Annotated in this window: 14 protein-coding genes; 9 read left to right on the top strand and 5 right to left on the bottom strand. The window is 41.3% G+C overall.

Annotated features, from left to right (window positions below; translation table 11 throughout):
• The first annotated feature begins 295 nt into the window (after nucleotides 1–295).
• Complete coding sequence (locus BM095_RS14045; RefSeq protein ID WP_091663194.1) at nucleotides 296–697, top strand: acyl-CoA thioesterase; 402 nt, start codon at nucleotides 296–298, stop codon at nucleotides 695–697.
• Between the two features lie 219 nt (nucleotides 698–916).
• On the opposite strand, the gene BM095_RS14040 is transcribed toward BM095_RS14045, so the two are convergent.
• Complete coding sequence (locus BM095_RS14040) at nucleotides 917–1753, bottom strand: STAS domain-containing protein (protein ID WP_177194834.1); 837 nt, start codon at nucleotides 1751–1753, stop codon at nucleotides 917–919.
• A 100-nt stretch (nucleotides 1754–1853) separates the two neighbouring features.
• Entirely contained in the window at nucleotides 1854–2150 is a 297-nt protein-coding gene (locus BM095_RS14035; RefSeq protein WP_091663189.1) for a HesB/YadR/YfhF family protein, read from the bottom strand.
• Between the two features lie 495 nt (nucleotides 2151–2645).
• Between BM095_RS14035 and BM095_RS14030 the strand changes: the two genes are divergently transcribed.
• Nucleotides 2646–3692: an LLM class flavin-dependent oxidoreductase gene (locus tag BM095_RS14030; RefSeq protein ID WP_091663185.1), complete on the top strand. Its 1047-nt coding sequence runs from the start codon at nucleotides 2646–2648 to the stop codon at nucleotides 3690–3692.
• A gap of 97 nt (nucleotides 3693–3789) precedes the next feature.
• On the opposite strand, the gene BM095_RS14025 is transcribed toward BM095_RS14030, so the two are convergent.
• Nucleotides 3790–4236 carry a DUF5392 family protein gene (locus tag BM095_RS14025; RefSeq protein WP_091663182.1) on the bottom strand — a complete coding sequence of 149 codons (447 nt, stop codon included), beginning with the start codon at nucleotides 4234–4236 and terminating at the stop codon, nucleotides 3790–3792.
• A gap of 333 nt (nucleotides 4237–4569) precedes the next feature.
• Between BM095_RS14025 and BM095_RS14020 the strand changes: the two genes are divergently transcribed.
• Nucleotides 4570–5961, top strand: a complete 1392-nt coding sequence (locus BM095_RS14020) for a hypothetical protein (protein WP_091663180.1) — start codon at nucleotides 4570–4572, stop codon at nucleotides 5959–5961.
• Between the two features lie 260 nt (nucleotides 5962–6221).
• Complete coding sequence (locus BM095_RS14015) at nucleotides 6222–6512, top strand: YrhK family protein (protein ID WP_091663177.1); 291 nt, start codon at nucleotides 6222–6224, stop codon at nucleotides 6510–6512.
• A 459-nt stretch (nucleotides 6513–6971) separates the two neighbouring features.
• Here BM095_RS14015 and BM095_RS14010 read toward each other — a convergent pair whose 3' ends face one another.
• Together BM095_RS14010 and BM095_RS14005 are read right to left on the bottom strand one after the other, a co-directional pair.
• Nucleotides 6972–7460 (bottom strand): DUF1189 family protein, encoded by a 489-nt coding sequence (locus BM095_RS14010; RefSeq protein ID WP_091663174.1) that lies wholly within the window; start codon nucleotides 7458–7460, stop codon nucleotides 6972–6974.
• Nucleotides 7461–7571: 111 nt separating this feature from the next.
• Entirely contained in the window at nucleotides 7572–9170 is a 1599-nt protein-coding gene (locus BM095_RS14005) for an amidohydrolase (protein ID WP_091663171.1), read from the bottom strand.
• Nucleotides 9171–9306: 136 nt separating this feature from the next.
• Between BM095_RS14005 and BM095_RS14000 the strand changes: the two genes are divergently transcribed.
• The 5 genes from BM095_RS14000 to BM095_RS13980 all read left to right on the top strand — a co-directional run bounded on the left by BM095_RS14000 (nucleotide 9307) and on the right by BM095_RS13980 (nucleotide 14977).
• Complete coding sequence (locus tag BM095_RS14000; RefSeq protein ID WP_091663169.1) at nucleotides 9307–10761, top strand: aldehyde dehydrogenase family protein; 1455 nt, start codon at nucleotides 9307–9309, stop codon at nucleotides 10759–10761.
• 111 nt (nucleotides 10762–10872) lie between these two features.
• On the top strand, nucleotides 10873–11610 hold the full coding sequence (locus BM095_RS13995) for an SDR family oxidoreductase (RefSeq protein ID WP_091663166.1): 738 nt from the start codon (nucleotides 10873–10875) through the stop codon (nucleotides 11608–11610).
• 167 nt (nucleotides 11611–11777) lie between these two features.
• Entirely contained in the window at nucleotides 11778–12425 is a 648-nt protein-coding gene (locus BM095_RS13990; protein WP_091663164.1) for an NAD(P)H-binding protein, read from the top strand.
• 36 nt (nucleotides 12426–12461) lie between these two features.
• Complete coding sequence (locus BM095_RS13985) at nucleotides 12462–14078, top strand: FMN-binding glutamate synthase family protein (protein ID WP_091663161.1); 1617 nt, start codon at nucleotides 12462–12464, stop codon at nucleotides 14076–14078.
• A gap of 227 nt (nucleotides 14079–14305) precedes the next feature.
• The gene (locus tag BM095_RS13980; RefSeq protein ID WP_091663158.1) at nucleotides 14306–14977 is read left to right on the top strand and encodes an SOS response-associated peptidase; all 672 of its coding nucleotides are present in this window, start codon (nucleotides 14306–14308) and stop codon (nucleotides 14975–14977) included.
• Nucleotides 14978–15035: the final 58 nt, after the last annotated feature.

Here is a 15035-nt window from a genome sequence, read left to right as displayed (position 1 = left end):
GGACTTATAGAAGACACAATGTGAGACTAACTTTATTACAGCAGCAAAGTGTTAAAGAATGGAAAGAACAAGAGTGGGCTTTACAGCACCACATCCAATAAATCAAAAAACGTCATCCTTCTACACACATAGACAGTGATTATCTTTTTAATGTTTTCTTTACATATTAGTCACACTACGGAGTATCTTATATTATTACATCTTCGGTTTAAGAAATGAAAATTCTTTCTTTTTTTGTTGAATGGTATAATAACAACCGTAAAATAAGACACAAAAATAGAAGAGGTAGATTCAAATGAAACATGAGTATCATACTAAAATAAGATTTGGAGACACGGACGCGGCAGGAATCATGTATTACCCGAACTTTTATCGCAGAATGGATGAAAGTACCCATGAGCTCTTTGGAGCAGCTGGTTATTCAGTGTCTGTCTTGCAATCCAAAGAGGACATCATCCTCCCTATCCTCGAAGCGTCATGCCAGTTTCATGAACCGTTATATTTTGAAGACCGTGCGACAATTTGTTCAGAAGTAACAAAGGTTGACAGGAAAGTGTTTCGTATCGATCATACTTTCAAGAAAGGGGACCGATTGATTGCGGAAGGGTATGAGGTACGAGCTTGGACGTCTGTAAAAGAGAACATCCCTAAAGCGATTCCTATCCCTGATCATATAAAAACGATACTGAAATCCTAATAGGAGTGAGAGTGATTTAGGAAAGATGTAAGCGTCTCCGCTTCGCAGAAGGGGATGAAGGTATACAGAAATTCCCCGCTTTGCTAAAGGGGGAATCGTTGTGCAGGTAGGCCTAGTCAAAGGTTGGTTGCAAAAACTGTTGACACTACTCCGCGTCGATCAAAGCAAGAGACAGCCAGTTATTCTGGCAGCTCTTCTTTGTCGTCATAGACGGACACCTTATTTTTTCATTTGTTCCAAAGCGACAGCTAAGTTAGGGTATATCGTGAATTGTTTAAAGGAAATATTGAGGTGAACCGAAGTTTGTGCAATATCAGGAGTAAACCCAACTATGACTACTTCTATACCAAGAAGTTTCAAGGAAGCAGAGAAGTTGTATATATCTTGGGCGACAAACGTGTCGATATGACTGACTCCTGACAGATCTAGAATAATGGTAGATAATTCTAATTCTTGAGCGCGCTCTATCGTCGTGCTTTCCATAACTAACTGAGACTTGTACGTATCTATTTCACCAATGAATGGAAGGATGCCTAATTCATTTGATACAGGTATAAGAGGCGCATTCATTTCCTTCATCGTTTGTTGGTATACTTGATTTTTTTGTTGCTGTACAAATGTTTTCCCCATTTCTTCTCTAACCATATCCATCATCCAGTCTAAGACTTGAACCATAAGCATCATGCGGTCGGCAGGTAAGTCTAGAGTTAGTATATGGGGCCAAATGGCTTGTTTCACGAATGGAAGAATATCATTCATGCAATCATGGGATAACTGACTGTCTGTACATTTGTTTACTATTCGTTGAGCCCAGCTTCCATTTTTCACTCCTTTTAAATTATTTTCTAATTCGTCACCTAATTGGAAGAGTAAGTAATCAGACAGCTCCACAAACAATTCTTCCTCCATGGATGGGGAGTTGTCCACATAATAATTTCTATAGGAGCGGCGGGCGTGCTTTGTTAGCTCCTTCTTCTTATTTTTAAACGAAACCCCTAGTTCGTAAAAAGTATTAGAATCTTTCGAGGTAAAGTGTGTGAAAGGCAAAGATTTCATCGTCCTGCACCTTCTTTCCACAAGTTCTTTTCTTATCACTTCCCAGCACATTTATCGTTCAAACTTAAGGAAATGTATACGTGTATAACCAAGAAAAATATTAGGAAGATGGATAAGAAAAGGTTAATTCCTCCATGTCTTCGTTATAGTCGACATATAAATGATACCCATTAAAATACCATAGATCAGATTCCTCGACGAAAAATAAGATACCTTCTTTTTTTAGACGAGAGCCTATTCGAATGGGCGTATCATTAGTGGAGAAACCGAGAGAGAAACCTGATTGGATAGGACTGCTACCACCATATTTTGCAAAGAATTTAACGGTATCGCCTGGTTGCAAGTTTATCTCGTTGATAAACCATTGAATGGCTGAAGGGCTAATTTGAATTTCCATTGTAATCCTCCTACTCATTAATAGCGTCTTTCTATTCTTGGAAAAGGAGATCAACCATAGGAACGAGCAATTGTATTTTCACAGCATTATTAATTCTATTCTATGTTTATGAACTTATTTGTTCATCACATATTTTTACGGTTCAATAAACGCAAAAGAAGACTTTTCTAACGGTGAGATCGTTGTGGATACCTTCCCATTATGGAACTTAACCATTCCTGCAAAACTTCAAACGTTCCTTCGTGGGACTCAGGATATTCATGTAAATATGATGCAATGTGGAATCCCGTTCCTCTGATCCAAGGGAAGAATAAACAGCCATTCCAATGCAAACCTTCTAAATGAAGCTTCGAGTGATGTCACATTCAACCAAATTTTCACTGTTTGAGAGAAATCGTTTTGATCGGAGAAGAGATAAATAAGACAGATCATTGGAATTTCCTCATATATAACAGTACACTAGATCATAGAAGACTGAGATAGTGAGGGAACCGTATGGAAATTGGAATTAGTACGTTTGTAGAAACGACTCCCGATACAGAAACAGGCCACGTTATTAGTCACGCGAATCGCATTCAAGAAGTGGTAGAAGAAATAAAGTTAGCGGACGAAGTGGGACTAGACGTTTTTGGAGTAGGAGAGCACCACCGAAAGGATTATGCATCTTCTTCTCCGTCTGTCATTTTAGCCGCCGCAGGAGCTCAAACCAAACGAATTCGTTTAACGAGTGCAGTAACTGTGTTATCTTCTGATGATCCGGTCCGTGTGTTTCAAGATTTTGCTACCGTGGATGCAGTGTCTCAGGGGAGAGCGGAAATTATGGCTGGACGAGGGTCATTCATTGAGTCATTTCCATTATTCGGGTATGACCTAAATGATTATAACGAATTGTTTGAAGAAAAATTAGATTTGTTATTACAAATTACGCGATCAGAAAAAGTGACATGGAAAGGAAAACATCGGCCTTCTATTAACAATTTGGGGATTTACCCTCGACCTGTTCAAGATCCACTCCCCGTTTGGATCGGAAGCGGGGGGAACACAGAGTCTGTAGTGCGCGCTGGTTTGTTAGGACTCCCTCTCGTGTTAGCTATTATTGGAGGACGTCCGATTCAGTTTGCACCTCTGGTTCAGCTATATAAAAGAGCGGCTGCAAAGGCGGGACACGATCCTTCGGCATTACCGGTTGCTACACACTCTCATGGGTTTGTTGGAACCGATGACGAGACGGCAGCAGAGCAATTTTTCCCGTCCACTCAATATGTCATGAACCAACTGGGCAAAGAGCGCGGCTGGGGACCGTATACCCGGTCAAGCTTTGATCATGCGCGCAGTTTTGAAGGGGCCCTCTACGTAGGATCTCCTGAAACAGTAGCGAAGAAAATTATATATTTAAGGAAAAACGTAGGAGTCACCCGTTTTATGCTTCATGTGCCACTTGGTACGATGCCTCATGATCAAGTGATGGCAGCCATCGAAAAATTAGGAAAAGAAGTCGCACCTATCGTACGTGAAGAAATTGCCGCATGGGAACGGAAATAAAAAATCATTACACGTTCAATTTCATAAAGAAAGAACAGCACGCTTACTGTTGCTGTTCTTTCTTCTTTATAAAACCGGTGATGAAATTGGTTACGTTTCATCGTTCTCTCATAAATTGTTTCATGCGCTGCTCATGCTCTAAAAATTCATAGAAGATATGGTACGTCTGCGTTGGGTTGGCTGCGATTTTATTTAAATAACTTCTTTGCGCAGACTCTTCTAAAATAGTGCTTTTCTTGATTCTCTCTTCCATATATTTAATACTCGTTTTTTGAATTTCTTTGTTTTGATGAAACGATTCTTTAATCAATGCCATAGAAAAAGCCCCAGCTAATGCAAATAAACCAATGACAATAGCGGTTTCCCGCGTCAAAGGAGCACTGGTTGTAAGAAAGTAAAGGTTAAAGAGAGAAAAAAATAACATAGGGGCGGCAACAGCACCGTAAATCATACTTTTTTTGAAAAAAGGAGCCAGCTTTGACTGTAAATGGTCAAACTCTTTTTTTACATGTGTCGGTGTATCTTTCGGGTAAAAAGGATTCAATGATTATTCACTCCTATTTAATAATGACTAGTCTGTGGACGTGTGAAGGCAGTACATTTCCTTTATCTCTATTGTATATCCAAGTTCTGTTCTATTCAATTTTCCAGCTCTCCCGTTTGACGGACAAAGAGCTATGACCAACCGGGCCAACGCCTGACGGGATAGAGAAAACGGTCAGTATAAGAGATGATAGATCTACTACCGCTTACAGTGATTGTGGGCGGCATGGATTCCATCCTCACTCGCGAAACAAAAAGTTCACCGAATAAAGGAGAGTAGGCATCCACTCCTCGTATGTGGTATGGTAGGGAAAAGGAAAGCAGGAGGGATGACATGGAAGCAGGAAAGCGAACCGTTTTAGTCGGAAAACGAAAAGTGACAGTCAGACTCACGCGTATGAATATTTACCTTTACAGTAAATTCATAGAAGCAGTAGACGATCAAGGTACGTGTTATTATTTTATCTATTTCAAAGATGAATTCATTACTGTAGTTAGCGCATCTTCTCTTTATCGCCGTTCTTTTATTGAAAAAGCTTGGAAGCACGGTACTTCATTTGGTCCAACCCACCCTTTCATTCACGAGTTAGTTTCTTCGTCTCACGCTTATACCCTTTCTCAACACCTTCACACGCTCAAACAAAAAATCGAAAAACACCACTCTTCTCAAGAGTCTTCCACCATTTATACACTTCTCGATGGTTTTTTCCCAAAAAAAGATCTATTCGAATGTATCCGTGAATTATATTACAATCATCGTCGCGATGGACAGTTATTTGCCTCGTATCGCATATTACGGGTGTTAACGAGTTTTACGCCGAAACATAGCTGGGTGAAAGAAAATGCAAATGACCTGACTTTTCTTTCGTATAAAAATTTGTATGCGAAAAGAAATCACACGCTGTGGGAGAAGGACCCCATGTTTGTCGAAAAAACTCTGTATGTGACATGGCGCAAACAACCAGAGAATGTGAATAAATGGATTGATTTGTTACAGAGTGAAGGACGGTGGATGGATGTAGCAGCCCTATATATAAAAAATATCACTCGGACTTCCTCTGAAAGAGATTATCAACAATTGATGTACCTGTTCACGGCTCATTTTCCTCATCTGCGATTAACCTCTCTTCTTGAAGACGTAATGGACCGTACCCCTCTCCCGCAGGTTCAAACCGACTTGTTCGAACTCTATTTAACCTCTCAACAATGGAAGAAAGCAATAGAAATAATGATTAATCATCAATTAACACCATCCCCCCACCAACAAGAGAAAATAGAACAATTGTTTGAGTCATTAGATCGAGAGTCCTTATCCAGTTTGTCGGTGGAAAAGCTCGACACTTTTATTCTCACTCTCTTTTCATCGAGGCCCGGCCAAGCAGAGAAACTACTTTATACATGCGTCACTCATTTAATGGCTAGCTATGATCTCCCATACGTTTACCGTTGGCTTGCTTCTCTGAATGAGGCCTCTCCCCATACCCAAAAAGTGAGAAATATGCTGGAATGGCGAGAAAATCCAGACAAACAAATGCGATTGGGCGAAATGTATTATTATTTTAAACAGTATCATCAGGCCATTGATTGTTTTTCCTGGGAAATGGAATTGCATGACACTGATCCAACACCTGTACGTTGGCTTATTAAATTATATACGGAGACAGGACGAGAGGAAGAATCCAAGTTATATCAAACATATTACAAAAACATGACGATGAACACCTAACTTCTTTTATGCTTCTTCCTTCTGACTGCAAAGATGTACGGACAATCCGCATGGATATACCAATTGAATTAATATCCGATTACAATGTGTTACAAGATGTTTTGTACAGGGACACACGGGAATCCTAAAGATATAACAATATAGTAAGAGATATAGGTAAATATCAGCGGGTAATGAAAGATGAAACGACAGCAGATCACCCTAACGCCGTACACCAAGAATCTCGACTTGAGAATGCAGCAGGATGAGGAGGAAGGGGTATGCCGAAGATTAGAGATAAAGAAGGTATACTGGAAATACAGATAGGAACGTGCCGTGTGTCGATAAATAAAGAGTGTAAGCTGATAAGAATGTTCAATGATTTGTTTATCGGGTTGTTCTTTGTCTGTGGGAGCTTGCTTAATTTTTTTGAAACGTTATCGATGTATGGAAACGTTCTCTATTTTGCGGGAAGTATGATTCTAGCATCGCGAGCGTGGAGGAGTATTCAGAGTAATATAGAAGTGAAATACAAAGAAAGTGAGACGACAAATGGTCAACATTATTATTAAAGAATCGAATCGGGGCTGTATCAAAAGCAGGTATACATCTACTTTAGGTGTCTTACAGTTGAAAAACATGAAGACTCCTGCGGGAAAAGCAACAGAGGAACTTCTACTAAAATCGCACACGTCCTATGTGCAACGTAGAAGCCACCACATCCTGTGGCAGTAAGATCCCGCAGTGAGTGGGTTTTGCTCATGAGGAAGCTGAAGCGTTGCCCTGCGGCTAAAAAGACACAGTGAAAGCAAACATAGTGCAGCTTGAACTGATGTCGCACTTGTGCCCGTGGTGAAAGCGGAATGTTTTTCAACTGAGTAACACCTTTTGATTCAGCCTCTTTTTACGTAAATAGAGGATATTTCACTCCCAATGAATATTGTCCAATACAGGTGACTTTTCAACAGCTTTTCGGTCGCATGTCCCCTCGATAACCTCTAGAGCAGCTTAGGGGAAGATCCATAGGAGAGTTATGCATCTCTCCGCGGGTACACGACAATCACACGAAACGTGAGAAATAAAATATAAATGACACTTCCATAAAGCCACCACGAAATAGCAACCGGATACAAGACAGCTAAAACAATAAAACCTAGAATAGGAACGGTGAAAAAGTAAGCACAAATTTTCCATAAGAGACGGTAAGCAAGTCGTCTATTCAACAAAGCACTGCCGATGCGAGCGATGAAAGCTATGGAAGAAACACCAAGTATGAGAGCAATCAGTGATAAAGAGTAGTAAATAATATAAAAGTATACGACAGCAAGAAGCCAGGGCATGTCTTGAAACTCACTAGGCTTTGCTTGAAAAAAAGGGATGCTATACGCAGTAGTTGCCATAAAAGTTAAGGCGAGAAGAAAAACAATCGCATCAAACATTTCTGAACGATTTAAAGCAAAGACAGCTTTCTTCTTCGGAAGCTTGAGGCTATGTTTCAATAAATGTGTCCATTTCTTCATCATGTATTCTCCTGCTTTTTATATTCCTCATCTATTATACAAGCCGATGAATGGAAAGCAATGAACAAAAATAGAAAAAGTACGGGGAAGCTGCCACCCCAGAATTATTATTTACACTCGCTTGTATACGAGGGATCCGTTCATATATGTTGCTTCCACTTGTATATTGTGAATATCGTCCCCATCTACCGTAAATATGTCCTGGTCTAATATAATAAAATCGGCATAATAACCGGGAGTCAGTTGCCCGACATAAGGAATACGAGTTATTTTTTGAGCCTCCGACGTGTACAGCTTAATAGCGTCCTCTACCGTAATTCGCTCGTCTTGTCCTATATCGGTACCATCGTAAGCTATTCGTGTAACTGCTGCTTGTATGCCGGCAAATGGATCTACAGTATCATGCCAGCCATTACCTGGAGCGTCAGAGGAAAGCGCTGTAAGAACCCTGGATTGAAGCAAGGAACGTACGGGATAAGAACGTGCGGTTCGTTCCAATCCAATGTTGTCGATGTAACTTTCAATCTCAGAAAAGAAGAAAATAGGCTGTGTCACGATGCCAATGTTTGCTTTGTTCGCACGGGCCATTTGCGATTTTGATAAAAAAGAGGCATGCTCGATCCGAACAGAAGGCCCTTCCTCCAACCAGCCTGGCATGTCTTCAAAGGTATCGACAACCATTTCGATGGCCCGCTCTCCCATGGCGTGTACGACTAGTTGAATATTATTTTGTTTTGCCGCCTTAGCTGCAGTCCGTAACTCTTCCTTCGTGGTCATAGCTATTCCATGATTATCTGATTCATTAATAAATGGCTCTTCCATCCAAGCGGTTCTTCCAGAAACACTGCCATCGGAAAATACTTTAATTCCGCCAACATGGACAGGGTGCTCTCGGTTACTCTTTTCTTGTACCGAAGAAGCCCTCTTCATTTCTTCCCACATATAATACAAAACCGCTCGCTGCTTAAACCCTTTCTCACGAGCTTCCGTATAAATAGAATAGTAGTCCAGCGGCTTTTGGTAGGCCATTAAATCAGTAACAGCTGTAATTCCATGAGCGAGAAAATCTTCCGAACTCTTAGCTAACAAGCCTGCGTATTGTCGAAGAGTGGTGTCGGGCAAATAGGGAGCGATCAAATCTTTTGCGTTTTCTTTAAGAATTCCCGTTGGCTCTCCCTGTTTATCTCTTTCTATTTCACCACCGGGGGGATTCGGCGTATCTCTGTCTATGCCAGCCAGTTGCAAGACTTTACTGTTAACAGAGACAATATGGATACAAGATCTTGTTAGCACTACTGGAATGTGGGGAGCGGCACGGTCCAAGTCCCAGCGATTCGGTGCTCGTTTCTCTTTTAATTTTCCTTCATCGTATCCCCAGCCAAAAATCCATTCATCCTTATCTACCTGAGTCGCTTTTTTCCGAATTGCTAGTACGATGTCGTCGATTGAATGCATGAAAGGTGGTAAACAAGCAATTTGGGTTGATTTCTCTGCAAGCAGGAGAGGATGCATATGTGCTTCAATTAAACCAGGCAATACTCGTTTCCCCTTTACATCCACTGATTGTCCTGTCCAATGAGAAATATCACGTTCGTCTCCTACCCACTCGATACGGCCATTACGAACAAGGAACGCTGAAGCTTCCGGCTGATCATCGTTTGCGGTAAATATTTTTGCATTGTAAAAATAGGTATCTGTGTGATATGACAACACATTCTTCTCCTCTCTTATAAATAAATATTTACCTTCATTATAGCGTGTTGCGCTGAACCTTAGGAACAAGGAATATTAAAAGATGACATATTGGGGTATAACAGAGGTAGCATTGTATAAGGAGTGTGACAACATGGCATTCTTCGATATCTTAAACAAGCAGTATATCAATGGTAAGTGGAGAGATGGAAAGAGCCAAAAGAAATATGAGGTAACAAATCCGTATAACGATGACGTGCTGACCACGTTTCAGTTAAGCACTAAAGAGGACATCCAAGAAGCCTATGAAACGGCAAAACAAGCACAAAAAGCATGGGAACATACAAATCCCTTTGAACGATCCAATGTCATGGAAAAAGCCGTTTCTGTCATGAAAGATAAGAGAGAAGAGATCATTGATTTAATTGTACAGGAAACCGGTTCTTCCCATATAAAAGCGAATGTGGAACTAGACTTTTGTATCGCCATAACAAGAGAGGCCGCTTCATTTCCGATGAGAATGAAAGGAGATTTAGTGCCTTCTCTTGTCCCCGGAAAGGAAAACAGAGTCTATCGAAAAGCGTTAGGTGTCGTAGGAGTCATCAGTCCGTTTAATTTCCCCATGTATTTATCTATGCGCTCAGTCGCACCTGCTATTGCAGTAGGCAATGGAGTAGTTCTTAAACCGGATGAACAGACGGCGATGAGCGGTGGCACGATTCTAGCAAAGATTTTTGAAGAAGCAGGTTTACCACCAGGTGTCCTTCAAGTAACGGTAGCTAGTATTGATGAAATTGGTGATTCATTCGTAGACCATCCTATCCCACGTCTTATTTCATTTACCGGTTCGACAGCCGTTGGACGCCATATCGGTGAGTTATGTGGACGACATATTAAAAAAACAGCGCTGGAATTAGGAGGCAACAACGCACTTGTTGTTCTTGAAGATGCAGACATTGAGAAAGCAGTAAACTCCGCAGTATTTGGTAAATTTATGCATAATGGTCAAATATGTATGGCGATTAATCGCATTATCGTGCATGACAGTATTTATAAGGAGTTTGTGGACGCATTTGTAGAAAAAGCAAGGACCATTAAAACGGGAGACCCGAGAGAAACAGACACCATGATAGGGCCGCTCATTAATCAAGCTGCGGTGGATCGTATTCTAAACGAGATAGAAGAAGCTAAAAAACAAGGAGCAAACGTTGTATTAGAAGGAGAAGTGGAAGGGAAAGTGATGAGTCCGTATGTGTTAACAGGGACGAATGAGGTCGCAACCGCTCAACGAGAAATGTTTGGTCCGGTTGCTACAATTATTCCCGTAAAAAGTGAGGAAGAAGCCATTCAAACGGCAAACGATACTCCATACGGTCTTAGTGGAGCTGTGCATACAAAATCGATTGAAAAAGGAGTGGAAGTCGCACAGCAATTAGAAACTGGCATGGTACACGTCAACGATCAAAGTGTGAATGACGAACCGCTTATTGCCTTCGGAGGAGAAAAGGATTCCGGAATTGGCCGCTTTGGAGGAGAATGGTCATTAGAGGAATTTACTACGACTCAGTGGATCTCTGCTCAAAGAGAGTCAAGAGAATATCCATTTTAAAAAAGGCATGGATAAGCAGCCGTATAATGACAGGGTCGGCTGCTTATCTTTTTTTAATGAGCGGAGAGTGTGGTAACATTCAGGTGAAAAAACAATATGGAGGGATATTAGGTGAACGTACAAGGCAAAACGGCAATTATAACAGGTGCGAGCAGCGGCATAGGAGAAGCGACTGCTTTTGCCCTTGCAAACGAAGGAGCCAATGTAGTTCTTGGAGCCCGGCGTGCGGATCGACTGGAAGCTTTGCAAAAGAAAATCAAAGAAGAAACGAAGGGAGAAGCCATTGTTGTAGCAACAGATGTCACAGTGAGAGAAGATGTGGAGAAGCTTGCAGCAACAGCGAAGGAAAGATTCGGTTCCATTGATCTTTTAATTAACAATGCGGGTGTTATGTTATTGTCTTATTTGAAAAATGATCATATTGACGAATGGATGCAAATGGTCGATGTCAACGTGAAAGGTGTTCTCCATGGGATACACGCCATTCTCCCGGGGATGATAGAACAAAACAGCGGTCACATTATTAACATATCTTCCGTGGCAGGCCATGAGGTGTTCCCAGCCGGAAATGTGTATTCAGCAACGAAATATGCTGTACGTGCCTTAACGATGGGGTTAGAAAAAGAATTATCAAAAACTGGAATACGAGTGACAAATGTATCTCCAGGCCCCGTTCGCACCGAACTGTCGGACCATATTACGGATGAAGAAGTGCGTGAAAAATTTATGAGCAATCAGGGAAAAATGACCCCGCTAGAACCGGAAGATATTGCAAATGCGATTGTACACGCGGTAAAACAGCCAGACCGCGTCGATACCAATGAAATTATTATCCGCAACACCAACTAACAGCACTTGCCCCATAGAAACTCTAACAGGAGAGGTGTTCCATCCTGATCAGGAACACCTTTTCATGTTGTTCTTCTGAAATGTCCCTTGGACACACGAGACAGCAGGTTGGAAGTTTGAAAAAATCCGTTGGTGGTAGGAGAAATAGAGACAAGGGGGGATAAGTTATGAAAGTAATCGTTATTGGTGCCGGAGAATGGATGGGAGACTTTGTTATCAAAAAATTAGCGGACACTTCTCATGACACGATCGTTCTCACCGACAATGATAATCGAAAAAGTGACTTGTATGATCTTGGTGCGGATGAAGTGATTGTCTCAAAGGATGGAGAGGGGTGGACGCAGTCATTCCCTGAAGGAGATGCAGTGATCTATGTTTCGCAAGCCAGTCCGCGCTCGGGAGAAGACAAGACCATTGCCGTTGATGTAACAAGCGTTCAAAAAGTGGCCGAAGCAGCAAAACATCGTCATATCAATCGATTTGTACTGTTGAGCAGCATACGCTCCGATGAAATGAGTGACGATCAGGTAGAACCGAATCACTTTCGAGAGAAGAAAGAGAATTCGGAAAGATTTTTAAGAGAAGAAGGATTGACGTACACGATTATCCGCCCTGGACTGCTTGTTAGTAAACCAGGACACGGGAAAGTGAATGCAAAAATAGCAAGTGAATCGAAACCCTTAGAAGGGGAGTTATCGATTGAAGACGCAGCGACCATGCTCGTGAAAGTGATTGAGGAGGAGCGGGTATATAACAAAACGATCGAAATTACAAACGGAGATGTTGCGATAGAAGATGTCTTCCAAACACTTTGAATCAATGAAAAGATCCAGTCTGAGAAAGGAGATATTATGAGTATAACCGCTTATTTAGTTATAGCGTTAATCGCAATCATCGCGATTATTTTTTTAGTGCCTGCCATCTTTCTCGTCTATTTATATAGGAAAGATAACCATCAAAAGCAGCATTCGATTTTACGTAACTTCCCCATACTTGGAAATATTCGTTACTTTTCAGAAAAGATAGGACCAGAAATGAGACAATATATGTTCGAGTCGGATAATGAAGCAAAACCGTTTTCACGAAAAGAATATCAAGATGTCGTAAAGGCCGGAAAATATAATAATAGATTAGTCGGCTTTGGGTCGAAACGAGATTTTGAAAAAGAAGGATACTATATTCGTAATACACTGTTCCCGAAACTCGAAGAAGAAATGAGGGTGGACAACTCCAAGAAAATAAATACGAATGTGTATGAAGTGGATGCGGATAACTTATTTAGCCGTAAAGAACATAGAGAAGAAAAAATGGCAGATCCCTATTATCTAAAAGATGAAGATGCCATTGTGTTAGGAGAGAAAACATGCCGTCATCCTTTCACATTAAAAGGACAAATCGGGCAATCTGGCATGAGTTACGGGGCATTAGGAGAACATGCGATTTCTGCTTTATCCAAAGGATTAGGCATTGCAGGAGGAACCTGGATGAATACGGGAGAAGGAGGATTATCTCCTTATCACTTAGCGGGAAACACAGATATTATTATGCAAATTGGACCGGACATGTTTGGAGTCCGGGAGATGAGCGGTAAATTTTCATGGGAAGAATTCAAAAATAAGAGTCAAATGGATCAAGTGAAAGCATTTGAGCTGAAATTGGCCCAAGGAGCGAAAACACGAGGAGGACATGTAGAAGGTTCAAAAGTAACAGAAGAAATAGCAAAGATTCGAATGGTCGAACCAGGACAAACGATTAACAGTCCGAATCGTTTCTATGAATTTGACAATGCGCCAAAGCTGTTTGAATTTATTGAAGAGCTGCGCGAAGCCGGAGGAAAACCGGTTGGAATCAAGATAGTAGTAGGAGATCTCAATGCATTAGAAGATATGATCAAGTACATGAAAGATAGTGGTAAAGGACCTGATTTCATCACAGTGGACGGCAGTGAAGGAGGTACAGGAGCAACCTATCAGGAATTAGCGGATACGGTGGGATTGCCAATCATGTCTGCACTGCCGGTAGTAGATGAAATGCTTCGAGAATATGATGTGCGTCACCGTGTGAAATTAATTGCATCAGGTAAATTGATTACACCTGATAAGATCGCCATTGCCTTAGCATTGGGGGCAGATTTAGTAAATATCGCCCGAGGCTTTATGATCAGCGTCGGTTGTATATTAGCGCAAGTGTGTCATACGAACCGATGTCCAGCCGGAGTTGCTACAACTGATAAGAAGCTGCAGGATGGGTTAGTAGTGGAAGAAAAGAAATATCGTGTGGCCAATTACATCTCTTCCCTGCGAGCTGGTCTCTTCAACCTCGCCGCTGCAGCCGGTTTGGATAACCCTACACAGTTTGAGCGCAAGCACGTCGTGTTTAGAGATGAAATGGGAAGAGTCCATGAAGTAAAAGATATCGTACACAGTTTAAGAGAAGGACAAACCCGTAAAGAAAAACAGTTGAGTTAAAAAATTAAGGCTGGTTGCGACAAGTCAAGCAACCGGCTATTTTTATAAGGTCTATCCGAGTGTCCAGCTCACAATCCAGATTCATGGTCTACTAGTTCTTGCTTACACCTATCTTATGTCGGCCTGTAAAAGTCGAAATATACATAGAGTTCATTATATAATGAATGATAATCATAACGAATAGGAAAAGGCTTCACGAACTGTATACGGACAAGGAGGAACGATAAATGTGCGGACGCTTTACGTTGACTTCTTCTTTACAAGACATTGATAAAGCATTCCCTGGAAATGTGATAAGGGTAGATAACTATCAGCCAAGCTATAATATCGCACCATCCCAGCAAATTCTAAGTGTCATTTATGATGGCAAAGCATACAGATGGGGCACTCTTCAATGGGGCCTGATTCCTCGTTGGGCGACAGACAAAAAGATGGGACAAAAATTAATCAATGCCCGTGCAGAAACGGTTGATGAGAAAAACAGCTTTAAGCATGCGTTTCGAAAAAGACGCTGTTTAATACCGGCAGATGGTTTTTATGAATGGCGGCGAACAGATGATGGCAAGAAGCAACCGTATCGCATCCATCTTACGGATCGGTCGTTATTCACATTTGCTGGTTTATGGGAAAAGTGGACGGATGATGAGGGACATTCTATTTTTTCATGCACCATTCTCACGACAAGAGCCAATCAAGCGATGGAGCGTATACATCACCGAATGCCTGTTATTGTACCTAAAGACTATGAAGAGGACTGGCTGGACCCAACAAAAGAAAAAAAAGATGATCTAAGAACGATTCTCGAACCGATAGATTCCTCACATATCACTATGTATCCGGTCTCTACAGAAGTAAACAGCCCGAGAAATAACTATGCAGATTTATTAAACTCTCTGTAATGGAGGTATGGCTGTCGATAATAAATGAAATTCTGATCCTATAGATAGAAAGGAGGCG

Origin of the sequence: Alteribacillus iranensis (assembly GCF_900113025.1) — a bacterium.
Lineage (GTDB): Bacteria > Bacillota > Bacilli > Bacillales > Marinococcaceae > Alteribacillus_A > Alteribacillus_A iranensis.
This window is presented reverse-complemented; position numbering and strand designations above follow the sequence as displayed.